19 protein-coding genes and 1 other RNA gene are annotated in these 22,858 nt (G+C 56.4%); 14 read left to right on the top strand and 6 right to left on the bottom strand.

Annotated elements, in window-relative coordinates; all coding sequences use genetic code 11:
• Nucleotides 1–114 precede the first annotated feature (114 nt).
• The 4 genes from FHS27_RS27115 to FHS27_RS27130 all read left to right on the top strand — a co-directional run bounded on the left by FHS27_RS27115 (nt 115) and on the right by FHS27_RS27130 (nt 5,075).
• On the top strand, nt 115–846 hold the full coding sequence (locus FHS27_RS27115) for an SDR family oxidoreductase (protein WP_184308952.1): 732 nt from the start codon (nt 115–117) through the stop codon (nt 844–846).
• Nucleotides 847–957: 111 nt separating this feature from the next.
• Entirely contained in the window at nt 958–1,803 is an 846-nt protein-coding gene (locus FHS27_RS27120; RefSeq protein ID WP_184308954.1) for a hypothetical protein, read from the top strand.
• 153 nt (nt 1,804–1,956) lie between these two features.
• Nucleotides 1,957–3,138, top strand: coding sequence for a Gfo/Idh/MocA family protein (locus FHS27_RS27125; RefSeq protein ID WP_184308956.1), 1,182 nt, complete (start codon nt 1,957–1,959; stop codon nt 3,136–3,138).
• 470 nt (nt 3,139–3,608) lie between these two features.
• Nucleotides 3,609–5,075, top strand: a complete 1,467-nt coding sequence (locus tag FHS27_RS27130) for a hypothetical protein (RefSeq protein ID WP_184308958.1) — start codon at nt 3,609–3,611, stop codon at nt 5,073–5,075.
• A 13-nt stretch (nt 5,076–5,088) separates the two neighbouring features.
• On the opposite strand, the gene FHS27_RS27135 is transcribed toward FHS27_RS27130, so the two are convergent.
• Complete coding sequence (locus FHS27_RS27135; RefSeq protein ID WP_246421037.1) at nt 5,089–5,607, bottom strand: DUF2141 domain-containing protein; 519 nt, start codon at nt 5,605–5,607, stop codon at nt 5,089–5,091.
• Nucleotides 5,608–5,902: 295 nt separating this feature from the next.
• On the opposite strand from FHS27_RS27135, the gene ffs reads away from it, so the two are divergent.
• The 5 genes from ffs (at nt 5,903) to rpoN (ending at nt 10,776) form a co-directional block, all read left to right on the top strand.
• An RNA gene (gene ffs / locus FHS27_RS27140) (signal recognition particle sRNA small type) lies at nt 5,903–5,997 on the top strand.
• Nucleotides 5,998–6,072: 75 nt separating this feature from the next.
• Nucleotides 6,073–8,127 carry a DNA polymerase III subunit gamma/tau gene (gene dnaX / locus FHS27_RS27145; RefSeq protein WP_184308962.1) on the top strand — a complete coding sequence of 685 codons (2,055 nt, stop codon included), beginning with the start codon at nt 6,073–6,075 and terminating at the stop codon, nt 8,125–8,127.
• 33 nt (nt 8,128–8,160) lie between these two features.
• Nucleotides 8,161–8,547: a YbaB/EbfC family nucleoid-associated protein gene (locus FHS27_RS27150; RefSeq protein WP_184308964.1), complete on the top strand. Its 387-nt coding sequence runs from the start codon at nt 8,161–8,163 to the stop codon at nt 8,545–8,547.
• The gene (recR, locus tag FHS27_RS27155) at nt 8,544–9,143 is read left to right on the top strand and encodes a recombination mediator RecR (RefSeq protein ID WP_009100692.1); all 600 of its coding nucleotides are present in this window, start codon (nt 8,544–8,546) and stop codon (nt 9,141–9,143) included. The genes FHS27_RS27150 and recR overlap by 4 nt, the downstream gene beginning before the upstream one ends.
• A gap of 145 nt (nt 9,144–9,288) precedes the next feature.
• The gene (gene rpoN / locus FHS27_RS27160; protein ID WP_449224083.1) at nt 9,289–10,776 is read left to right on the top strand and encodes an RNA polymerase factor sigma-54; all 1,488 of its coding nucleotides are present in this window, start codon (nt 9,289–9,291) and stop codon (nt 10,774–10,776) included.
• 136 nt (nt 10,777–10,912) lie between these two features.
• Here rpoN and FHS27_RS27165 read toward each other — a convergent pair whose 3' ends face one another.
• Complete coding sequence (locus FHS27_RS27165) at nt 10,913–12,565, bottom strand: sulfatase family protein (RefSeq protein WP_246421041.1); 1,653 nt, start codon at nt 12,563–12,565, stop codon at nt 10,913–10,915.
• A 276-nt stretch (nt 12,566–12,841) separates the two neighbouring features.
• On the opposite strand from FHS27_RS27165, the gene FHS27_RS27170 reads away from it, so the two are divergent.
• Nucleotides 12,842–13,150 (top strand): hypothetical protein, encoded by a 309-nt coding sequence (locus FHS27_RS27170; protein WP_184308968.1) that lies wholly within the window; start codon nt 12,842–12,844, stop codon nt 13,148–13,150.
• A gap of 363 nt (nt 13,151–13,513) precedes the next feature.
• Here the strand turns inward: FHS27_RS27170 and FHS27_RS27175 are convergent, their stop codons facing one another.
• The gene (locus FHS27_RS27175) at nt 13,514–14,173 is read right to left on the bottom strand and encodes a tetratricopeptide repeat protein (protein ID WP_246421043.1); all 660 of its coding nucleotides are present in this window, start codon (nt 14,171–14,173) and stop codon (nt 13,514–13,516) included.
• Nucleotides 14,174–14,407: 234 nt separating this feature from the next.
• On the opposite strand from FHS27_RS27175, the gene FHS27_RS27180 reads away from it, so the two are divergent.
• The 3 genes from FHS27_RS27180 (at nt 14,408) to gltX (ending at nt 17,885) form a co-directional block, all read left to right on the top strand.
• On the top strand, nt 14,408–14,668 hold the full coding sequence (locus FHS27_RS27180; protein WP_184308970.1) for a hypothetical protein: 261 nt from the start codon (nt 14,408–14,410) through the stop codon (nt 14,666–14,668).
• Nucleotides 14,669–14,841: 173 nt separating this feature from the next.
• Complete coding sequence (locus FHS27_RS27185) at nt 14,842–15,990, top strand: DNA-binding transcriptional regulator (RefSeq protein WP_184308972.1); 1,149 nt, start codon at nt 14,842–14,844, stop codon at nt 15,988–15,990.
• A gap of 341 nt (nt 15,991–16,331) precedes the next feature.
• A complete protein-coding gene (gene gltX, locus FHS27_RS27190; RefSeq protein WP_184308974.1) occupies nt 16,332–17,885 on the top strand; it encodes a glutamate--tRNA ligase in 1,554 nt (517 codons plus the stop codon).
• 11 nt (nt 17,886–17,896) lie between these two features.
• Here gltX and FHS27_RS27195 read toward each other — a convergent pair whose 3' ends face one another.
• Complete coding sequence (locus FHS27_RS27195) at nt 17,897–19,273, bottom strand: mandelate racemase/muconate lactonizing enzyme family protein (protein ID WP_184308976.1); 1,377 nt, start codon at nt 19,271–19,273, stop codon at nt 17,897–17,899.
• Between the two features lie 264 nt (nt 19,274–19,537).
• On the bottom strand, nt 19,538–20,170 hold the full coding sequence (locus FHS27_RS27200) for a response regulator (RefSeq protein ID WP_009100677.1): 633 nt from the start codon (nt 20,168–20,170) through the stop codon (nt 19,538–19,540).
• A 570-nt stretch (nt 20,171–20,740) separates the two neighbouring features.
• Between FHS27_RS27200 and FHS27_RS27205 the strand changes: the two genes are divergently transcribed.
• On the top strand, nt 20,741–21,835 hold the full coding sequence (locus tag FHS27_RS27205; RefSeq protein ID WP_246421045.1) for a DUF4261 domain-containing protein: 1,095 nt from the start codon (nt 20,741–20,743) through the stop codon (nt 21,833–21,835).
• Between the two features lie 141 nt (nt 21,836–21,976).
• Here the strand turns inward: FHS27_RS27205 and FHS27_RS27210 are convergent, their stop codons facing one another.
• A complete protein-coding gene (locus FHS27_RS27210) occupies nt 21,977–22,642 on the bottom strand; it encodes a hypothetical protein (protein WP_184308980.1) in 666 nt (221 codons plus the stop codon).
• Between the last annotated feature and the right edge of the window lie 216 nt (nt 22,643–22,858).

Below are 22,858 nucleotides of genomic sequence, written 5' to 3' on the forward strand. Positions count from 1 at the left end.
AAGGAACTGGGGCAAAGTGGGAACTCGCGGTATGATAGTGGGTCAGCCAGTGCCCTGCCGCATGGCACGGATGTCGCCACCGTTTTTGCTGCGAACATGTAGAGGTTAATCGAGATGAATTTGGACGGAAAAGTCGTTGCGATCACTGGTGGAGGCACAGGAATCGGCGCCGGAATCGCTCGGGCACTCGCCGAATCCGGGGCGAAAGTGGCCATTGGCGGCAGGCGAAGTGAGCCTCTCGAGCAACTCGCCGCATTGGTGGAGTCACCTCATCCGATCCGGACGCATACCATCGACGTGGCTGAAAATGCCAGCATCGAGGCGTTCTTTCAAGATGTTCGGGACAACGTCGGACCGGTGGACATCCTCGTGAATAGCGCGGGAATCAATATCGCAAAACGAACGATGGCCGAGATGGATCCCGATGAGTGGGACCGGGTGTTGCGGATTAATGCCACCGGCGCGTACCGGTGCATGTGCGAAGTGTTGCCCGCGATGCGAGACCGACGTGACGGACTGGTGATCAACATTTCATCGGTCGCCGGCAAGCGAGCGATCAGTTTGGGAGGCGTCGTTTACTGTGCCAGCAAATTTGCGATGACCGCGTTAGGGACGGCGGTGGCGAACGAGGTGAGGCACGAAGGTGTACGGATCACCAACGTTTATCCAGGTGAAGTCAACACACCGATTCTCGATCGCCGACCCGTGCCGGTTTCTGATGAGCATCGCGAATCAATTTTGCAGCCTGAAGATATCGCGGGCGTCGTGCTGTCGATCTGCCAATTGCCGCCTCGTGCCTGTGTGCCTGAGATTGTGATCAAGCCGACGACTCAGGAGTGGGTGTAAGTCGGCAATAGGTGTGTGTTTGTCTACTTCGGAGGCGGTGGTTTTCCCTGTGTTCCGAAGTTGCCCAAGTTCTCTTGCCTCGCGGCGTTGTGAAACGCTACCACTCACAGGATGGAAGAGGTCTCGCTCCAACCGAAACACTATCTCACCTGCCTTTGGCCGGGGATGGCTGAATTATGGTGGCGAGGTCGTTTCTCGGCGCTTCCGGCTGCGATCGCATTTGCGGCGGTCGTGAACGCTCTCTTAATCGCGAAATTCATCTATTCGGACTGGCTTTCGGGAGGATTGGTGCTGTTGGCGTGCTGGGTCGTCGCGGCCGCTTGGGGCGTGCTCACGATCCGTGCGATCCGAGAATTGCCCCTGTTGCTGACGCCGCTGCAAGCGAGCGAAGAGCCCGATCGGTTTCCCGAAGCCCAAATTGCGTTTTTGCGTGGCGACTATCCGGAAGCGGAAAAACTGCTTGGCGAGAACCTAGCGATCGAACCACGAGATCCGCCCGCTCTCTTGCTACTATCGGCGATTTATCGACATACCGGCCGATTGCATGCGTCCAAATTGTTGTTGACCGAGATCCGTAAATTGGAGGTCGCCGACAGTTGGGGGCTGGAATTTGCCGCCGAGCAGGCTCGTTTAGAAAGAGATATTGAGGCGAGAGAAGAGTCCGAGCCGGAGGGCGATGCCGACGACGACGAAGCTGCCTCCGCCGAACCGGACGAGTCGGCCGAGCAGGACGAAGGCGAAAACGAGAACGAACCTAGCAATGACGACGTCGATCAGGAAGTCGTTGCGAGCCGCTCGCGTGGCACGAACGACGACATCATTGATAATTCGCCCGCCGATGATTTGGCGGAGGACTTGGTCGACGGCTTGGCGGCGGATCAGTGCCAGGAGCACGATCTGGCTGATGATGATGGCACTTCCTATGAAGATGACTCGCTCGGGAGCCGCGCAGCCTGACCGGTGGCTTGAAAACTGCGACAAATTGAGTTCCGAGAGGCACCCTTGTGCAGGTGTTCGGGAAGATGAGCCGCGCTTATACTCTGCGGCGTGTTCGGGCCCGATGGGTTCGAGTGGTCACGTCTACAACCTGAGTGAAGTGAGCAGAGAATTATGTCGAGTCGACCCCTCAACGTTGGTTTGATTGGTGGCGGGGGCGGTGCATTTATCGTGCAACCGCATCAACGAGCGATTCATTTCGATGGAACACGCCGAGTGACCGTCGCGGCGCTACACCCCGATCCCCTAGTCGCTCAATCGGAAGCTGAAAACTGGGACTACCCAATCAAGGGATACGACAGCTACGACGAACTGATCAAGCAGGAGGCCGCCAAGCCTCTAGGCGAGCGAATTGATTACGCACTGATCGTGACCCCCAATCACGTCCACTTCGATCCCGCGATCAAGTGTGTGCAGGCTGGGATTCCCGTCTTCTGCGAAAAGCCGCTGACGTTGAACATCGATGAGGCCAAGCAATTGGTCGACGCGGTGAAAGAGAAAAATGTGCCGTTCGCCGTTTCGCACACTTACCTCGGTCACTGGACGAGTCGGTTTGCGAGATTCATTGTCACGAGCGGACTGTTGGGCGACGTTCGTTGGGTCGATTCGTACTACCTGCAAGGTTGGCTGGCCGCGCGAACGGAAGATTCGGGCAACGCCCAAGCGGAATGGCGCGTCGATCCTAAGAAGTCAGGCGCGAGTTTGTGTGGCGGCGACATCGGTACGCACGCGCTGATGCAATTGCGATACGTCACCGGATTAGACGTCAAACGAGTGCAGGCCCACTTGGAAACCTTCGTTGGTGGTCGCAGCCTCGACGATCACTTCACCACCTACGTCGAATTGTCCAATGGTGGTCGTGGGTTGGTTCGTGCATCGCAAATCGCGATCGGTCACAAGAACGACCTCGGCATTGAAGTGAACGGAACGAAGGGTTCTTTGGTCTGGCGTCAGGAGTTCCCTGAAGAGTTAACGATCCGATTGCCCGACCAACCGGACCGGACTTATTTCCGCGGCGCGGTTTCGGCTAACGATGGTTTTCTTAAGGATCTGCCTGAGGACTTGATGGCGGAACCAAATGTTCCTCCGGGGCACCCCGAAGCGTTCCATGACGCGTTCGCAAGACTGCACCGTTGTTTCGAACAAGATGTGAGAGCCTACAACGATGGCAAACCGTTCGATTGCGACGGCAGTAAGTACGCGAACATCGACGACGGCTACACCGGCATGGCCTTCATTCAAGCGGCCGTGAAGAGCTCGCACGAGGACAACGTTTGGGTCGAGATGGAGCGCTGAGAAGCACGTCGTTCTCACGCTCCCAAAGCACTGTTTTTCATTCCGGCAAGGAAACCCTGTCGAGGCCAACCTGCGGGCTTGCTCGGTGTCCTTGCCGATTTTTTATGGATGCTTTGGTCGCCACCCGACTCAGCGTTTTCGCGGAAGCTGTTTTTTGTTGAATCATACGATTGAAACCCGCAATTGATTCACGAGCTGTTGGGGGCCAATGTTAATGGGTTCATGCAATGGGGGCACGACGCGACGGAATCGTTGCGACCGGCGCGATCGCTATGATCGTGAGCCAACCCTGCGGCGGGTTTGCCGCGAGCGGTATTCTTATCCGGTGTGTACGTCGCTGCGTCCTAGTGTTCTGCAGACGTACCGAACCGCGGGTTCACTGAGCGTGCTGCTCGAATGTGAGTTTGTGTTGTTTCGGCGATTCGTCTTCCTGTGTGACGAAACGACTCTATCCCATTGCCGACTCTGCCATGTCTTCCGCACCGATACCTTGGAAATACCTTCGTAACATTCTCGTTCTCTTCGCACCGTTGTGGGTGGGATCGGCGTTGTTGTTTGGGATCGGTGGTCTCGGTATCGCGGTCTTGTCGAAAGATCGATGGTCGGCACGGCAACCGCTCGTTCTTCGTGACGAGGCTAACGGTGCTGTCGATCGGCTGGGGAGATTTTCTAGCCAAACGGAACTGAAAGCGGCTCAGGAAACGATTCTCGAGTTGGCTCAGAATCCAGAGGTTGTCGCCGCTGCTCTGCGTCAGTTAGGACCTGTCGGTGGCGGTAATGATCCTTCGTATCCGAGCGCTCGAGAAGTTGACGAGATCGCCAAAGAGTCAGTCAACGTGGTCGCGCCACAAGGTCGCGAGTTCGGAAACACCGAAGTCGTTTATCTCACCGTTGAGGCGGAGACTCAGGAACGGGCCGGCGAGTTTTGCCGCGTCTTGTTAGACAGTCTGACCTCGCACTTGCGTGAGGTTCGCCGCATTCGCGCCGATAGCGTGATTGTGGAGCTCACCCACGCCCGTGACCTCGCACGTCAAAAATTGGATTCGGCGTTAGGCCGCATGCGAGAGATCGAATTGCAGGTCGGATCCGATCTCGGCGAACTCCGTAATCTTAATGACACGATTTCCGGCGATGGTGCAAACCGTCGTTCGATGCAAGAAATCGAACGTGAACTGCAAACCGCCGAACTCGAAATGCGTCGGCTCGACTCACTGTATCAATTGCTCTTGGCCGGTTCGCAAAACGCACGAACGCTTTTGATCAGCGGAGATGAGTTGTTGTCGAGTCAGCCATCGTTACAACGTCTCAAAGACGGTTTGATCGATGCTCAAATCGAAGCCAGTCGTTTGGCGAGCGTTTACACCACAGAACATCCGCGGCGCCGCGCCGCCATCACCACCGAACGCGAAATCGAACAACGCATGCTCGAGGAAGCACGGGGTGCGTTGCGGGCAATGGAGCCGACGTTGAGACTGAGTACCGAACGCGTTCGTCGTTTGCGTGAGCAGCATTCTGACTTGGGCGAAAAGTTGACGCGGCTGGCGGGAGTCCGAACGGGATACTCTAAACTCGATTCGGAAATCCGTGCTTTGACCGATCATCTTGCCGGAGCCGAAGAGGCGCTCAGCAAGGCACAAGCGAGTCGATCTGCCGCGTTGTCAACTAACCTGCTTTCGGAACTCGGGCCGCCTCAGGTCGGTGACACACCTGAAGGCATGTCTGGATCAATGACGACGTTCGGTTCGATGGTCGCTGGACTCGTCTTCGGGTTGGGGACGGTCTTCTTAGTGGCACCGGGACCGACGGGACCCACGTTCGGTCGTCGTCTGGGAGATTACCTCACCGGACGACGCAGCACCGATCCTGGCAACCATCCACCGGGGCAACGCCCCGTCGAGGGAGCACCTCCCAGTGGTGTTGAACGCCGGCGTCGTTAGTCGTTGTCCGACGCTACCAAATCTTCAATTCGATCACGCCGTCCTGTACCGGAGCTTCGATAACGGCACTCTCAAAGGATGGCGGGCCGACCGTACCGCGAGCGGCGTTGCTGAATCCGTAACGTTCCGTGGGAATACCCAGGGCGTTGCGATCGAGGCTGCCGTTTGAGTTGTTGTCGTGGTAAGCCGCGATTGCAAAGGATTCGGGCAACTCATCCCGGGGAATGCGGACTTTTGCCAATCCGTCGGCATCGATCGGGATCGATTGTCGCCAAATTGCGTTCTCGGGAATGTTGAAACTCTCTTCGGTCGCGTAGACCGCGAAGCGAATTTCACCCGTGTTGTCGGCAGCGCCCGCGATTTCGAGTTGGATTCCGGTGTTTGATTCAGGAACATCGCTGGCGGCAACTTGATTGAGTGCGTTGGCTTGATCGATCGAGCCTGCATCCGGGAACGCGGGAGCTTGGAAGCGGTTCTGCTGAAACGCCAGCACCGCAACGCCGACCAAAAAGACTCCTGCAGCGAAACACATCAGGAGTGTTCCGTGGTTCGCTTTCCACTGATCGGAGTAAGATTTCCAGGAAACGTCGCCTCGTTGGTTCTGCGGGATCCTTCCTTTCGCCGTCTCGGACGGTCTGGTGACCGGCTGATGTTCCTCGTCCACAAAGAGTTCTCCAGAGTATCGCTGACTAAAATCAAAGAATGGATGCTATTTGTGCCCTATCCTAGCAGTCCCGGCTAATCTCAAGTTAGCCGATTGCCGTGTCTTCCGCGAACAGGGATGTTGTTCTAAACTACGGATCGATCGGAAAAATTTCCCGTGTGATGGTGGCGGCCCTTGCGACTGCAAGCTGTGAACCTGGTCAGGCCTTAACTGGAGCAGCCATAAGCGGTGTCGCTTTGTGTGAGGGTCGCCTCCACCACGCGGGTTATTTTTTCTCTTCTTCCTATCGACGGGCCACTCTCGCCAGCATCAGGTTAAATAATCGCCATAAAAATGGGCAATTCAGCTAGAGAGCAGGACTCCGAAAATGGTTCCTACGTCGTGGTGGCGCGTCGCTATCGCCCTCGCGATTTCGACCAACTGGTCGGGCAGGACCACGTCGCCAAAGCCCTGCAAGGGGCGATCGAAACGTCGCGTGTCGGGCACGCGTACCTCTTTACCGGTGCTCGCGGAGTCGGAAAAACCAGTACCGCGCGGATCTTCGCCAAGGCGCTGAACCACCCAGGCGGTCCCACGGCGAACCCCGACAGCGAGAGTGATATCGCTCAAGCGATCGATTCTGGTGAAGACGTCGACGTGATCGAAATCGACGGTGCGAGTAATCGCGGGATCGATGAAATTCGCTCGTTGCGTGCCAACGTTGGCGTGCGTCCGAGCCGATCGCGATACAAGATCTACATCATCGACGAAGTTCACATGTTGACCGGCGCCGCGTTCAACGCGTTGCTGAAAACGCTCGAGGAACCGCCCGAGCATGTGAAGTTCATCTTTTGCACGACCGATCCGGAGAAAATTCCGATCACGGTCTTGAGCCGTTGCCAGCGTTTCGATTTCGCGCCTGTCGAGAGCAGCAAAATTGTCGGACGCCTTCGTGAAATTGTCGAAGCGGAAGACAATACCGCCGAAGATGAGGCGCTCGAACTGCTCGCTCGTCGGGCTGCCGGTTCGATGCGAGATAGTCAGTCGTTACTCGAGCAAGTGCTCAGTTTCAGTGACGGGCATCTGACCGCGGACCAGGTTCACGCCATGCTCGGCACGGCGGACGATCAGCGATTGCATAAACTCGCCCAAGCGATGCAGGCCCGTGATGCCGCCGCAGCGATCGGGCAGGTCGATGAGGCCGTCGCCGCCGGAGTGGACGCGGGCCGATTGACCGAACAAATGCTCGGCTACTTCCGTGACTTGATGACCGTCAGTGTTGGTTGCGACGCGTCGATGATGCGTTATGCCGCCGGTTCCATGCACGGATCGCTCGTCGAACTCGGCCAGAAATGGGGCCTGCAAACTGTTCTCGCCATTGTCGGGCTCGTTGACGAAACACTCGTCCGGATTCGGCACAGTGTTCATGCGCGGGTGTTGCTCGAATCTACACTGATTCAAATTTGCCACCTTCCTGACCTCCAAGCGATCGTGGATTTGACCGCCGCCGCGAAAGATGCCGGGGCAGGCAGTGGCGAAAAAAAAAACATCGTAGCGCGAACTCTGGCTCGCCCACATAGCGATCATGCCGCCGGGACGAGTTCCGCGGCCGGTTCTTCCGCAGCCACGTCACCTTCTGCGTCTTCACCGGCGCAGTCTGCCCCGCAATCGCCTGCTGTCAACGCGGCGGCCAATGGGGGACAGACATCCGTTGCCAGTCCCGGCAACGCAAACGCATCTGGCTCGGCAGCATCGCCGTCTGTCGCGGGTTCGTCGCCCACGGTTGCTCCGGCGTCTGCGTCCACGGATTCGCAATCTGTTGGGGCCCAAGTCGCGGTTGCCCAGACTGCTGTTTCTCAGGCTGACGCGTCTCCAGCCGCGGGAACGCAACCTGCGGCCGGCGGAGGCACGGCACAAGCGGTTATGCCGGAATCGGAGGTCGCCGCTTCGGCGTCTGCCGGCACGGAATCGAAGCCGTCCAGTGCGATCGTATCCGGTACGAACGCGCCGCTCACCGATGCAGAGCTTCAGCCCAAGTGGCCACAAGTTCTCGACGAGATGGACCCGATCACGGCTACGTTGGTTAAGGCGGCTGAGCGTATTGCTGTGTCGCAGCCGGGAGTGCTCGAGTTGACGTTTCCCGAAACTTCGGGACTGGCGATGAGCCGGTGTGGCTCGCCAACAAACAAAGATGAGATTGTCCGAACGGTCAGTCGCGTCACCGGGCGTCAGCTCACCGTTGCCTTTGCCACCGGAACCAGAGCACCGGTTGTGGCCAATGCGGTCGCGAAACCGAAAACAAAAAATCGAATGCAGCGGATGCGAGAGATCGAGTCAAATCCGATGGTGCGTGCGTGCATCGACTTGCTCGGCGCTGAAATCGTTCGTATCGACACGCCACGAAACTGATCATTTTTTTCATCTCCTCAATAGGACGACCCCATGTTCAAAGGACTCGGTAACCTCGGCAACATCGCATCGATGATTGGTAAGTTGCAGGATCTGCCTCAGCAAATGCAGGCTCTCAACGATCGCATGAAATCAGAACGTGTCACCGCCAGTTCGAATTGCGGGCATGTCTCGGTGACGATGAACGGTGTCGGCGAAGTGCAATCCGTTGATGTGAGTCCCGAGGTCTTCGGCGGGGAAGGTTCCACCGCCGTGGCACCGGAAACCTTGGCCCAGGCGATTCAAGATGCGACCAATTCGGCAGGCGCCGGGGCGAAGCAACTCTATGCGGGAGCGGTCGGACAACTCGCCAACGATCTCGATCTCAACATTCCAGGCATGGACGGATTGTTGTCGAGTTTGACCGGCGGCAACGGATGAGCAGTCATGCCGGTGCGGTCTCGCAGCTCGTAGATCGTTTGAGCCAATTGCCTGGCATTGGTCGAAAGAGTGCCGAGCGTTTGGCGTTCCATCTGTTGCGGGTTCGCGAGGACGAAGCGTTGGCGTTGGCCGACGCGATTCGCCGTGTCCGAACCGATGTTCGGTACTGCGCCGACTGTTACAATCTGTCCGAAAAAGAACTTTGTCAAATCTGTGCTGATCCGAAACGGGATCAGTCTCGGCTGTGTGTGGTCGAACAGCCCCGCGATCTTCTCAGCCTCGAAGCGTCCGGTGCCTACAAGGGGCTCTACCACGTTTTGCTCGGCAGGATCGCTCCGCTCGATGGCGTCACGCCCGACCAATTGACCATCGACGCGTTGGTGGATCGTGTCCGGACCGGGAATTTCTCCGAAATCATCATGGCGACCAATCCGACGGTCGAAGGCGATGGCACGTCGCTGTATCTTTCCAATCAGTTGGCTGAGTTCCCAGTCGAGATCACTCGGTTGGCCAGAGGCATTACGGCTGGAAGTGTCCTCGAATATGCCAACCGCGAGATCATCGCTGACGCCCTCACGGGACGTCAAAAACTATAGGAAAATACCGGCCGAAACGTGATTTAGCGGTCGTCTTTCGAAAAAAAACGCGAATCATTCTTTTAATTGGCACTGAATTCGCTGTAGAATGTGCGGGACACTCATTTCCCCAACTTTTCTTCAGAAGAATTGAACTCTCATGCGGATGTCAGTGGGGCTCCATGCCCGACAAAGCCAGGTGCAAAAGCTGGCGCCTCGGATGATCCAGTCGATGGAGATCCTGCAGATGCCGACGCTGGCGCTGCAGGAGCGGATCGAGCAGGAGATGAACGAAAACCCGTTGCTCGAGCAGGTTGTGGGTGATCCCCTTTCGCCAGAAGAATCCGACGATGACGGGCCCGGCAAGGACACGCGCAGCGAGAACGAGAAAGAGTTGGTTGTCGACAACGACCATGACAACAAGGACGATTTCGAGCGTCTGTTGAATATGGATGCTGATTCGTCGAGCACCTTTGACGATTCGTTCCGTCGCAGCGCCAACCGAATGTCGGAAGAGGCTGATCGACGACACGACATGATGGCCAATGCGCAGTCACGTCCGGAGTCACTGAACGATTTTCTGCTGCACCAACTCGCTGAAATGGATATCGACGATAACGTCGAACAAATCGCCGAGCGAATCATCAGCACTCTCAACGCGTCCGATGGCGGATACCTTCGCACCCCGATCGCGGACATGTTGGCTCCGGGACACAGCAAAGAAGATCTCGCGCAGGCGGAAGAGGCGTTGCGGATCGTCCAGTCGCTCGAGCCCACCGGTATCGCGGCACGAGATTTGGCCGAATGCCTGATCTTGCAACTTGATCCTGACCATCCGCACAACGAAGAATTGCAAACGCTCATCCGATTTCATCTCAACGATCTCGCAGAGAACCGGTTGCCACAAATTTCGAAGAAGACCGGCTTTTCGATCGAGCAAATTCAAGAGTTGCGGGAAGACCTGCATCTACTCAACCCGAAGCCGGGCGCCGCGTTCCTGGAAACATACGTTCCAAACGTCACTCCGGACATTATCCTCGAACAGGATGAATCGGGTGAGTATCGCGTGCGGTTGGATGACGACCGGGTTCCGAATTTATTCATCAGTGAGTACTACCGGCGACGTTTGCAAGCGTCGGATTGCACGTCCGAAGAACGCGAATTTATCAAGCAAAAAATTAACGGGGCCCAGTGGCTGATCGATTCGATCGAACAGCGACGTTCCACGCTAACGAAGGTCGCCGAAGCAATCGTCGAACATCAAAAACGTTTCCTCGACGAAGGTCCCGAGGCGATCGAGCCGCTCAAGATGCAACAGATCGCGGACAAGGTCGGGGTTCACGTGACCACGGTCAGTCGTGCGGTTGACGATAAGTGGATCCAAACCCCTCGAGGTATCTTGCCGCTACGGCGTTTCTTCGTCGGCGGTACGCAAACGGAAGATGGTGACGATGTCGCGTGGGACACGATTCGTTTGAAGTTGCAGGAACTGATCGACAAGGAAGACAAGAGCAAACCGTTCAGCGACGAGGCACTGGTGGACGAACTGCGTGGCGCCGGCATGAATGTCGCCCGTCGTACCGTTACCAAGTACCGCAAGAAAATGGGCATCCCCAGCAGCCGCCAGCGTCGCGATTGGACGCTGTCGTCCTAAGGAACGATTGCCAAATCGAACCTGCGTTTTCGAAACGATCGCGGGATCGACATTGCAAGTCTGCGTCGCGTTATCGACGCGTTGCTCTCGCGTGAGTGTCTCACGCGAGTGGCTGGCATGGTCTGCGCCGGAATGATTAAAGGTTTGGCGCGATGTAGGTCCCGCGTTCGAAAATGACGTCGTCGCTGACACGTGGATCGCCCGTTGACTTCAGAGTGCTCATCAATCGGTGATGCAACCGCTGACGCTCGCCGTCCCAGTCGGGGTTTTCGGCGAGGTTGGTGCGGCAGTCAGGATCGTTCGCCAGATAGTAGAGCTCGATCCGCGGGCGTCGTCCTACGGCTGCGTCGAACGCCTCGGGATACTCTTCACGGTTCAGTACGATAAACGCTTTGGTCGGACTCGCGTCCAAATCGGCATACGCGGCGAAGGTGTTGTTCGTCAGCGCATCTTTGTTTGGAATCGTGCGATCGGCTTGCAATACAGGACCATCGCCCATCGGAGTTCGCTCCGGTTCAAAGTTGATGACGTACAGCCAGTCCTTGGTTTGAATGGCGCGTTGGGGATAAGGCAGATTGTCCTCACGAGCGGCCGCAACGTGTCGTTCGCGGCCGGTAATTGCCGCATCGCGCGACGGATCAATCTGTCCGCTGCGGGAATCGACCAAGATATCCACAATAGGTTTTGAGATCATCTTTTCAGGAATGGCAACGTCGGCGACGGAGAGGAAGGTCGTTGCTAGACTCGGCAGGCTGACGAAGTCTTCGACGAGCCGACCGGGATGAGGGACTCCGTTGGGCCAACGGATCGCCATTGGCACGTGAGTCCCAAAGTCGTACAGGTTGCATTTGCCACGACTCACGCCGGGGACCCCATGATCGCCACTGACGACCAAAAGTGTGTCGTCCGCGATTCCCACTCGGCGCAGTTCTTCATCGAGAACGCCGAGCGCCGCATCGAAGGCCATCGCTTCGCCGAGGTAGTCAGCGAAGTCTTCTCGGACAACGGGCACGTCGGGCAGGTACGAAGGCAGCTTTCCTTTCAGGTCGTCAGGATCGATTCCCCACAACGTTTTGCCACTTCCGGCGACCCATTTGCGATGTGTGTTGGTGGGGCCGAACCAATAACAGATCGGGCCATCTCCATCGAGTGTCCCGTCGTCATCGGCATCGAGGAAAGATCGAATGTTTGCGCGCACCTCGGCAAGCAAATTCTGCTTGCCCACTTCATGGTCTTTCACTTTCATCGCGTTCTGTGAGAACCCGTTGAATCGCCGACCTGCGGATTCGAATTCGGCTCGCTTGCCACCATGAGGGGCATCGGCGGGAGAGCCGGGGCTCCAGACTTTATAGGTTTGTCCGATGCGATATCCAGACTCTTCGAGTAGCAATGGATAGGCGGGCTGACTGAAATCCCAAATCGCACCTTGTAAGATCGAGGCACGCTCGCATCGCCAAAACGGTTGTCCCGACAAGAGTGAACTGCGACAGGGGGTGCATGAAGGTGCACTCACAAATGCGTTGGCAAACAAAACACCCTCACCGGCAATCCGGTCGAAGTTGGGTGTGCGAACGACTTCCGACGGACTGTTGGGAAAACGTGTGGCATACGCACTGGCGTAACATCCCCAGTCATCGGCAAACGCCATCACAATATGAGGGCGTTTTGCCGCGGTTTCTGGAACGCGTTCGTCGGCGACGGCCGGTGCCCAATGCAGGCTTGCCAGCAACGCGAGCCCTGCCAATACCGTTTGGCAACTAAGAGAACGACGGAGAGACTGCGGGTTCATCAAGACGCCTGTCAATTCAGAGGTGGGGATGGTGGGGAGGGACGCACGGCAATGTGCGCAGTCCCTATCCTAGCACAAGCTCCATCGCGTTACGTATTTGGACATCGCGATTCGGCGGCGGTTTCCTAGCGAACTGCGGTGTTGGTGATGGAAAAACGCGAGTTGAACCTCAAACAGGCTGGTCGGTGTGGGACAAAGGTAGTGCGGGTTTTGAGAGAGTGGGACGCGTCTTCTATTACTCCAACGTTTTCTTGTCTTTGTTATTGAGCTGACTTCATGGAATATCTTCCTCTTATTATCCAACTCGTCACCGGTGCAGGCGGTGGTAACGCGGCCGCGAAACTGCTTAAGAAATTGGACCTCGGCATTGTGGGGAACTCAATTGCCGGCATCATCGGTGGCGGACTCGGTGGGCAACTGCTCGCGATGCTAGGCATGTCCGCTGGCCCGAGTGGAGCGATGGATCTGTCTGCTATTCTCGGCAGCGTTGCGTCCGGAGGTGTCGGAGGTGGCGTTTTATTAGCAGTCGTCGGAATGGTTAAAAACGCGTTGTCGGCTGGTCAGGCTCGCCAAGCCGAATCTTGATGCTCGCGTCCTTAGCGTGTCAAACATCACGCAAGTGATATGCGTTCGATTGCTTCGGGAAGCGATCGATCTTACCGACCGTCAGTGAACTTGTGACGCTTTTGGTTAGGGCCGCATACTGCCAGCACCCATGGGGGCATTGGGTGTTGGCAGTGTGCGGCCTTTTCCACGACTCACGTCACTGAGTGATTCAGAGAGGTAAGCTCTTGCCGCTTTGTCTTATCGGTAACATCTTTTCTCTCTCGGTCGATGTGAAATTGCCGCTGTGGTAGAAACGCCTTTGGTGGATTGGCGATCACGCCGCTGTAGAAGCTTTTGCGGGACGCTTGATCCCGATGTTTTTGCTCACACCGACCCTGCGTGTTACTGCAAGTGGTTTGCGTAAACACGGGCGACGTCGGCCATGTAATGTGTGAAATCCGTCGCGGCAGCTTTCTCGAGGTGCGTCTTAGCGATTTCGCGATTACCTTCTGCGTCAGCAATGAGCCCGATGTAGAAGTCTCCGTAGAAGGCTGCCGAGGCGTGGTCTCTGGTATCTTCGGTCTTGGCAACCGCAGAACGGATCTCGTCAAAGCCGCCACCGGGAAGACGTTTAAGGACCTCTTCCATCGGGATTCTCGCGTCACCCGGGGCCGGCAGAAGGATTTTTCGAGCCCGATCGACGTCCTGGGCTTTGGCCACACAAAGGAAATGCCAGGCCGCGTTCTCGACATCATGTGGGTTGACCAGTCGGTGCTTCTCAAACAACTCTCGCGCGTCGTCGTATCTGCCGGCGAAAAACAACGCGATGCCGTGCTGCCACAGATAAGGTTCGGATTGCGGGCTCAGTTGAATGGCGGTTTCGAAATTTTCCACCGCTTCTTGGCATCGTCCCGATCGCAGCAAAGCATCGCCGAGTCTGGTCAGGGCTGATGCCGTTGGCGAGTCCTGTTGAGATTCAAGTAACTCGGTGGCAATGGTGATGGCCCGATCATGGCGGGCTGTATGAGTGGTGTCGTCCGACCATGCGCGAGGTCCAAACATGGTTTGTCCAAGCAAAATCTGCCCCACCAGTAAAGCGAGAACCGCAATGCCGAAACGTGTCACTGCGAACATGAGGAAGACCTGGGATGTGAGTGAACCGAGAAGGATAACGATGCCGAAGGAATCATAGACGATTGCATGAGCATGTTCAGTATCGAGCGTTTACCCCATCACGCGGTGATGCTTTAGAATCATGTTCCTGCCATACATTTCCCAGTTGCCATCGAGTCGACGATGAGTGAACCTTCAGACGACGTGACGAATGAAATCCGCGATTTACTTGCTCGCGGACAGAAACTGCAGGCGGTCAAGTTTTACAAAGCCTCGCAAGAGACCTCTTTGTTAGAAGCGAAAAACGCCGTTGAAGCGATTGAAGCCGAACTAAAAGCGAGCACGCCCGATAGTCCATTGGTCAGTTCCAAGACCGGATGTGCCGGTGCGATCGTGCTGTTGATCCTGCCGGTAACGCTCGCGGCCGCGTATCTGGTTAGTTGACGGCAGAGTGAAAGAGCCGCTATTAGTGCCTGAATTACGGCCCCTGCGAGTAAACAATATCGAACACAGTCGTTGCCAGTCGTGAAATCCTGTCGGGGGGATGGTATATGCCTAGCCAGAAATTGGGTGAGTGACTAGTATGGGGGTTTACGTACCCCGAGCAGGTCCGGCATATGAATCGAAGCAAAGCTGTCACGCTGCTAGTAGAGAACTCTAATTCGTACACCCGTTCACTGCTGCAGGGCATCGCCTCGTACATGAACGAGAACGAGTCATGGTCGATATACTTTTCCGAGAACGATTCTGCAACGAGTTCACTCAATCGGCTGTCTGATTGGAAGGGTGACGGGATCATTGCCCGGCTGGACAACAAGACCGTTGTCGATACGGTGCAGAACCTCAATATCCCTGCGGTGGCAGTGAGTGCAGCGGACCATTTGCCTCGTGTTTCTTACGTGGAAATCAACGAGGCCGGCGTCGCCAAAATGGCATTCGAGCATTTGCGTCAGTGTGGATTTGAATCGTTTGCGTTTTGTGGCGAACCTCATCATCATTGTTCGGAAATGAGGGCGTCGGCGTTCGCGCAGTGTGTCGAGGCGGCAGGGTTTGTCTGCTACCGCTTCGATCATGAGGAGTCGCCCAACGGAGATTCATCAGCGGAACAGCAACGCATCAGTCTCGCTGCGTGGCTCAGTTCGCTGCCCAAGCCGATCGGATTGTTTGCCGTTAACGACATCAAGGCGCAAGAGGTTCTCGCCGTTTGTCGCGAGAACCGAATCCGCGTGCCCGAAGAGGTTGCGGTACTCGGCGTCGATAATGACGAAGTGTTGTGCGATCTCTGCACGCCTTCGCTGTCGAGTGTGATTTTGCCGGGGAAGCGGGTCGGGTATGAAGCGGCTCGGAATCTCGATCGTTTGATGCGCGGCGAAACGCCGGACCGGGAATGCATGTTGGTTGATCCTCTCGGGATCGCGTCGCGACAATCGACGGACGTGTTGGCGATTGAGGATAACGAAATCGCTGTGGCGGTTCGCTTCATTCGCGACCATCACTGCGACGGAATCAACGTGCAGGATGTGGTGGACGCGGTATCGCTGTCGCGTCGTTCGCTTGAGTCCCGCTTTCAATCTCGGGTTGGCCGAACCCTGCATCAGGAAATCACGCGTCGTCGTATCAGTCGAGTTTGTCAGTTGCTCAACGAGACGGGACTGACGCTCGCGGAGATCGCTCAACGCACCGGTTATCAAAACGAAGAGTACATGAGCGTCGCGTTTCGCCGCGCCATGAATGTGCCACCGGGACGCTATCGCCGCGGCCGCTGAGAACCGCCGCTGAGAACCGCTTCTGGGAACGGTTGTTGAGACGGGCCGTGGAGATTCTCTGCACGTGGCGACGCCGGTGCAGGGATCGGTTTGGGGACCGAGGGGACTACGTGCGGCGTCTTTGGAAACGACACCGGACGATGCACTGGTGTCCGAGTCGGCCGGCGTGACCACATGGATACATCGCGGCGCCCACTTTCTTTCTCGTGAGTTACTGGCAGAATGTCCGGAAGCCACAACGTGCCTGCCCACGGATCCGCCTCGGTTTCGAGGATTCTGTTGGTCGGCCGGTCCAATCTCTCGGCATCGCCTCCGCTTTCCCCCAAGCCGTCCGTTATCTCATGATTCGCACCCGTTTTGCACCCAGCCCGACCGGATACCTCCATATCGGCGGGGTTCGTACCGCGTTGTTCAATTGGATTCTTGCCCGACAAAGTGGCGGACAATTCATTTTGCGTATCGACGACACCGACGCCGGACGCAACGTTGAGGCCGCTCTCCAACCGATCTTGGATGGCTTTCGTTGGTTGGGGATGGATTGGGATGAAGGTCCTGAGGTCGGTGGGGCACACGGTCCTTATTTTCAATCACAGCGTGGCGAATTGTACGCGGACGCGATCGCCAAATTGCTCGCGTCAGGACACGCCTATCGCGACTTTGCAAAACCGGAGGAACTGCAAGCTCTCCGTGAAGCAGCCCGAGAAAGTGGTCAGGCTTTTGTTTACGACCGCCAGTGGATGGCGGAAGACGACGCGACCATTGAAAAGTATGAAGCCGAAGGGCGTGAAGGAGTCGTCCGGCTGAAGATGCCACGTGAGGGGCAATGTGTCATCAATGATTTGATTCGTGGCGAGGTCGTTGTCGAATGGGCGTCGGAGCAAGATCACGTGATCGCGCGAGCCGACGGTAGTCCGCTGTATCACCTCGCCAGCGTTGTCGACGACCACGCGTTTGGAATCACACATGTCGTTCGTGCGGCCGAGCATCTTCCTAATACGCCACGTCAGGTCTTCATCGCGCAATCACTCGGATATCCGTTGCCGACTTATGCTCACCTGCCGTACGTGGCGGAACCAGGTGGGACGGCCAAGTTGAGCAAGCGTAAACTCGACAAGTATCTCAAGAATCGTGACTTCGCAAACCTGATGGCTCGCGGCAAGGCGATCGCCGAGCGTTGTTCGTTGACAACGGAAGACGACACGTTCAATCCGGTTCTGGTCGACTTCTATCGCGAGATTGGATTCCTACCGGACGCGTTGTTGAATTATCTGATGTTGTTGGGATGGTCGCTCGATGGTGAACACGAAAAGTTCACCCGCGAAGAGATGATCAAACTGTTCACGCTTGACCGGGTCAATAAAGCCCCCGCGTCTTTCGATCCGGCGAAGTTGACATCATTTCAGGCTGACGCGTTTGCCGGTCTACCGGACGATCAGCGGACCGAACTGGTTAAACCATTCGCGATTGCGGCGGGATGGGTGGAATCCGGTGATGCCGCGTCGGAACAACGTTTGGCGGACGTGGTCGCCGCCGCGGGGGATCGATTGAAAATGGCGGGAGACATTATCGACTTTGATTACTGCTTCGTTGATGACTATCAGATCAACGACAAGGCGTATCAGAAACGGATCGTTAAGCCGGCCAAAGCGGTCGAGTTGCTTGCCAAGTTGCGTGATCATCTTTCCGCGTGCGATGATTTTTCAGCCGCCGCGGTAGAGAAGTTCGTGAACGACTTTTGTGAACAAGAGTCGATCGGTCTCGGTGAAATCATTCACGCCCTACGGGTCGCGACGACCGGTGCGGCAGGCGGTTTTGGCATGTTTGACACGCTCGCGGTCGTGGGGAAAGAGCGAACGCTCAGTCGCATCGACCAAACGTTGGCGAAGGTCTCCTAACACGCTTCATTCTAAGGCTGCGTGTAGCCTAAGCCGTTGCCGTCAAGGATTGCCGTCGGAACTTGTCCGCCGCGGATTTCAAACATCGGTTCGTATCGGCTCATCCATGCCCGGTTTCCTTCCGGGCAGTATTGCCGTCCGTTACTTTCAACGGCGGCAACACCCAGGATATGGGCCGACAGTGAAGCGGAATGTAGCAGCGACGCGCCCACGCAGGTGAGGTCCTGAACGCATAAGAATCGCCCTTCGTGCCTAGCAACGGCTCCGAGTAGCAATGCCTCGGAATGCCCCTTGCATGCCTTCAACGCGATCCCCGAATAACCCTGCGAGACCGCCCGTTTCAGGCTTGTGAGGTCCGTCAATGATTCGTCAATCACGACCGGTTTCAACTTCGCGACACGGTGCATCGTGACGGCGTTCGGACGGTTGAGATCGCGTGCGGTGGGTTGTTCGATGTACTCGATTCGGTCGTAGCCTTCCGGGCATTGTGTTCGCAGATCCGCGAGCAGTTGCAGAACATACTCTTCGTCTGGGCATCGTTCGTTGAAGTCGAGCGAATACCAATAGGGTTTGCCCGTGGAACTTCCCCGGTTCACTGTTTGGTTAGCGACCTCGTCAATGTGAATGATCCGCTGTAAATCCCATTGAGGATCGTCACCGTTGAGTTTGATCTTGAGGTGCGTCAGTTCGTTACGTTCAATCCATTGGCCCAGTGTTTCGGGAAGTCCGTCGTCGACGGGGCTCGTAACGTCGTCCGCAGTGAGTGGATCGAGGGCTCCGACCAAGTGATAGAGTGGCAGAGAGGCCGTCGGCGTTGGTGAGATGAAGCGGTCGAGTGTGAGTCCCCGGTACGCGTCGTCGTGCAAGAGTTCTCCGAGATCGGATGGCAGATGTTCGGGCGTTAACAAAGCGTAACTACTCGCCTGGGCAGCTTTGCCATGGGCGTCGAACAGGGCGGCCTCGATCGCGGAGCCCGCCAGGAGAACGGCGAGTTCGGGAATCGATTGTTGGAGGCCACGTTCTTCTGCGATTTCGTTGACGATTTGGTGCCGTTGGTCAGCCAAACGGACACAAATTTCGATCGGATGTCCCGGCGACATGGAGGACTCAAACGCAGCAGCTGTGCGGCGTGCGATCTCGAGCACCATCTCCAATTTGGTCGTGTCGGAAATCTCCGGATCCGGCCAGGCCCAGGCGACGCCCATCGTCATGCTGCCAAGGCCTCGAGCACTTCGCCCGTCAGCGAGAGAGGCATCGCAGTACACGTTTAAAACCGTCACATCGGTAACCACCCTGCCTCCAAATTTCATTGGCGTGCGATATCGGTAGGACTCCTCCTCGAGTTGCAGCGTGAAATTGGTAAGGGAGGTTGGAGGGAGGGTATTCATGCTTATCGGGGAACGCTCGAACGCGGGTTGGACAGATGCCGCTGGGCTACGAAAAAACCTCTCGGTCGGACATGGAAGATGCCGGGCGAGAGGTATTCGAAATTGTCGAAGTGGTTTGTTTTGTGGGGGCGGCGAGAGTCGTCGTTTGTTTTCAAAAAAACAGCGGTGGGGCGCCCGCTTGAGTTTTTTTGAATCATCAAATGGACACGCCGTATCGGGTTGCCACGACAGCCATCAGGGCAACCAAAATGGGTGTGTCAGTTATTAGACGAGGTTTTTGCGAACGGCCCAGACAGCGGCTTGTGTACGATCGGAAACGCCGAGCTTACGCAAGATGTGTTGAACGTGTTCTTTCACCGTTTCGTAACTGATGCCGAGCATCTTGGCGATTTCTTTGTTCGTCAGACCAAGAGCCATTTGACGAAGGACTTCGCTTTCACGCTGAGTCAACGGAACGTCGATGTCTTGGTTCATCCGTGGAGTCGCCAATGCACCGGTCACGCGACGGAGTTCTTCCCGTGTCCAGGATTGCTCGCCTGCGAAACAAAGGTTCAGTGCTTCGATCAATCGCTCGACAGGAGCGGTCTTGAGAACGTATCCCGATGCACCCAGAGCAACGGCTCGAGCGACGTAGGTCGGGTTGTCGTATCCCGAGAACAGCAACACGGGTAGATCGGGGTGATCGAGTTTGACGCGGCCGAGGGTATTGAGTCCGTCGCCGCCATCCATACGGATGTCGAGGAGGATCGCATCGGGAGCGTCATTGTTTACGAATTCGAGAGCTTCAGCGGCCTTGGTCGCTTCGCCAACGATTTCGATGTCGGTGTCGGCGAGGGCAGCCCGTGTGCCCAACCGCGAGACGGCGTGGTCATCGACGATGAGGAGTCGTTTTGACATTGGAATTTCCGGAGGAATAGGGGGTGAGACGTTACGAGAAAGAGGTATTTGGCAAGTAGACGGCGACACGACTCGCTCGGTTCCACCGAAAATTCGGATAGAACTGGAAATCGGGGGGGCACGAAAATCTACCTCTGTAAGGTAGGAAAGCGGCAACCAGTAGCGGCAGCCGTAATGAATTATTACGGAATTCCCGGTTGGATGTTACCAGTGGTGCTTTTTTTCTACCAAATACCCCCTGTTTGGAAAACTCTTGTCAAGCAGGTGGGGCGATCCACGGGTGGCCCTGTCTCACGCAAGAGGAACTCCTTAACTGTAATTAATACAGTTGAACTGTTAATTTGTTCGGTCCTCCGCAGTGGAATCATTTCAGGTTTTTTCTCTCTCGCAGTCGCTATTTTTGGTGCAACCGTCGCAAAAAGACCCTCAAACGGTCGCTTTAATACGGTCACTGCCTTAGATTGAGTGTTGCAAGAGCGAGAGAAACGGCGTGACAGAAAACCGATCGGTTCGGCGCCCCCGGCTACGGAAAAAAAATCGCCGGCAAACCAACCGGATAGGAGTGACTTGATGGCAAAGGGATTGTTCACCCAAGGGATGTGCGTGCTTTTGAAGCAGCCGCTACCGTTGGAGGAAATCCAAGAACGTTTGAAATCGTTTGAGTTGGTCGCGCGCCAAGAATCCGACGACGATGACGCTCCCGAGACCCTGGTCTACGAGTTTCGCCCTGATGTGGGTGGCCATCTGCTCGTCACACCGACTTCGTCACCCTGGCCGGACGACATGGGCGATCCCGATGAGTCCCCTGAGCGTTTCGTCGCGTGGTCGTTAGGACAGTTCGGACCGCTCGCGTTTCCCGGGGGATTGGACCGTGCGACGTCCCAGTCCTGGGGCTGGGAAGGTGCTCCTGATGTCGTGTCACAGCACACGGCGCACGTTAGGCTCCTGATCAGTTACGTGCTGGGATCGGACGAGGACGACGACGAGGATCTGCCAATGGTTCCCGAGGACTATGACGCGATCGCGGAGCTGCAGACCCTCACGCGGGCGGTGACCGCTTTACTGGAATCCCCTCAATCTCTGTGCTACTTCAACCCTGGCGGCGAAATCTTGCGAGACGCCACTTTGCTGCGTCAGGGGCTCAATCACGCTTGGTGCCACGAACTGCCACCGCTGGATATGTGGACAAACGTTCGGATTTTTTCCGAGGAAGACGGCTGGGTCGTGATGGATACCGTCGGAAACGGTCAATTTGACCTGCCCGATATGGAGGCCGTCTGTCGGCGAGACGTCTACCAGCCTGGTGACATTGAAAATTTCCTTCGCCACGCGACTCTCTATTTGCTCGCCGGCGACGAAGACGTGTGCACGGGAGACACCGCTGACGGCCCGGGAGACATCAGTTGGTCGGCGATTGAGTGCGGCACGTCGCTTTCCGATCCTCCCCGGCCCACGATTCGATGGATCCCCGAAGATCCGCACGAACCGCCAGAGCACCTGCTCGATCCGGGCGATGAGGAGATGGACGAGGAACTCGACGAGCTTCTCGACGGAGACGACGAAGAGAGCTTTCTCGACGATCACGAAATGCGAGGCAGCTCGTACGAGGACCATCTCGAGGATCTCGACGACGGCGATGAGCCTCCCGGTTCGGTCCCGTTCTAACTCGGTCGTCGTCTCAATATCGAGTACGCAGCCGTTGCTCAGTCGAGGTCTTGTTCCAGACGCCGTCCTTGCCAAGTCATTGTGGAATCCGCTCGGTAGGGCTCACTGCGGTGGGGGGTGAAGCGATCATTGCCGAGGAGCTTATTGCCGCGTGGGCAATTCATCTCCGAACAGAAATTGCTCGACGGTTGAAATCACGTTCGGTTGCATCACAACAGACATGTGCGTTGCCGGGACGCACCGGACATCGATGTCTGGCAGATGAGACAAATCCACTTGGCGGACGCCTAAGTCGATCTGCGCCCAAATGACCATCCGCTTTAGTTTGGGATCGCATTGGAGCGATGCCATTGCTTTCTCTGCGTTCGCAATGATGGCGATCTCGGGGATCAAATCACCACCGAGACAATGCATGATTTTGGGGATGAATCCGCAACCGATCACTGGAGCGATTGATACCAGTCCACCGACGTTGTGATTTTGCGTCTTCGCAATGGCTTGTCTCGCGATCCAATCGCCGAAACTATGCGTGACGATTCCGATTCGTTCGCCATCCGATTTGTCGGAAATTAGTTCGGCGAGACGCGAGATACTGGATTCCGTGTTTCGAAACACGTAGTGATCCTGCCAAATACTGACATGTTTTCGGAAACGGCGCAGACGAAACCACATTGGGAGCATCAACGTTCGCGGTTCCATCAAACCCGGAATGAGCACGATGCGATCAATGCGTGAGCGTACGTCGCCGTCATCGTGACTCGGCAATGACCCGTCGGTTCGACCGTGTGCGAGCGGAATCGAGTGCATTGCGAGAAGGTGTTACGTAGGAGTGTTACGAGAGACGCGCCAGTCCTGGACGACGCGACGACATGATGTAGATCGCGTGCAGCACTCCAGGGATGAGCCCCTCTTTATAGCCCACATCTTTTAGAGTACATCAATGGTCTTGTAAAAGCCTAAGTTCGCTCATGGAGGGTGTTGGCCGTGCAATGGATCGAATCGGAGTTTGCGACGCTTAAATTG

This window comes from Aporhodopirellula rubra (assembly GCF_014192335.1).
Classification (GTDB): Bacteria; Planctomycetota; Planctomycetia; order Pirellulales; family Pirellulaceae; genus Rhodopirellula; species Rhodopirellula rubra.

Bases quoted from the DNA above. Each gene is read 5' to 3' on its own strand.
- recR (WP_009100692.1), top strand. From the start codon at position 8,544: ATGAGCAGTCATGCCGGTGCGGTCTCGCAGCTCGTAGATCGTTTGAGC.
- FHS27_RS27170 (WP_184308968.1), top strand. From the start codon at position 12,842: ATGGAATATCTTCCTCTTATTATCCAACTCGTCACCGGTGCAGGCGGT.
- dnaX (WP_184308962.1), top strand. From the start codon at position 6,073: ATGGGCAATTCAGCTAGAGAGCAGGACTCCGAAAATGGTTCCTACGTC.
- FHS27_RS27180 (WP_184308970.1), top strand. From the start codon at position 14,408: ATGAGTGAACCTTCAGACGACGTGACGAATGAAATCCGCGATTTACTT.
- FHS27_RS27185 (WP_184308972.1), top strand. From the start codon at position 14,842: ATGAATCGAAGCAAAGCTGTCACGCTGCTAGTAGAGAACTCTAATTCG.
- FHS27_RS27150 (WP_184308964.1), top strand. From the start codon at position 8,161: ATGTTCAAAGGACTCGGTAACCTCGGCAACATCGCATCGATGATTGGT.
- FHS27_RS27205 (WP_246421045.1), top strand. From the start codon at position 20,741: ATGGCAAAGGGATTGTTCACCCAAGGGATGTGCGTGCTTTTGAAGCAG.
- FHS27_RS27175 (WP_246421043.1), bottom strand. From the start codon at position 14,173: ATGTTTGGACCTCGCGCATGGTCGGACGACACCACTCATACAGCCCGC.
- FHS27_RS27115 (WP_184308952.1), top strand. From the start codon at position 115: ATGAATTTGGACGGAAAAGTCGTTGCGATCACTGGTGGAGGCACAGGA.
- FHS27_RS27165 (WP_246421041.1), bottom strand. From the start codon at position 12,565: ATGAACCCGCAGTCTCTCCGTCGTTCTCTTAGTTGCCAAACGGTATTG.
- FHS27_RS27200 (WP_009100677.1), bottom strand. From the start codon at position 20,170: ATGTCAAAACGACTCCTCATCGTCGATGACCACGCCGTCTCGCGGTTG.
- FHS27_RS27135 (WP_246421037.1), bottom strand. From the start codon at position 5,607: ATGTGTTTCGCTGCAGGAGTCTTTTTGGTCGGCGTTGCGGTGCTGGCG.
- rpoN (WP_449224083.1), top strand. From the start codon at position 9,289: ATGTCAGTGGGGCTCCATGCCCGACAAAGCCAGGTGCAAAAGCTGGCG.
- FHS27_RS27120 (WP_184308954.1), top strand. From the start codon at position 958: ATGGAAGAGGTCTCGCTCCAACCGAAACACTATCTCACCTGCCTTTGG.
- gltX (WP_184308974.1), top strand. From the start codon at position 16,332: ATGATTCGCACCCGTTTTGCACCCAGCCCGACCGGATACCTCCATATC.
- FHS27_RS27130 (WP_184308958.1), top strand. From the start codon at position 3,609: ATGTCTTCCGCACCGATACCTTGGAAATACCTTCGTAACATTCTCGTT.
- FHS27_RS27210 (WP_184308980.1), bottom strand. From the start codon at position 22,642: ATGCACTCGATTCCGCTCGCACACGGTCGAACCGACGGGTCATTGCCG.
- FHS27_RS27125 (WP_184308956.1), top strand. From the start codon at position 1,957: ATGTCGAGTCGACCCCTCAACGTTGGTTTGATTGGTGGCGGGGGCGGT.
- FHS27_RS27195 (WP_184308976.1), bottom strand. From the start codon at position 19,273: ATGAATACCCTCCCTCCAACCTCCCTTACCAATTTCACGCTGCAACTC.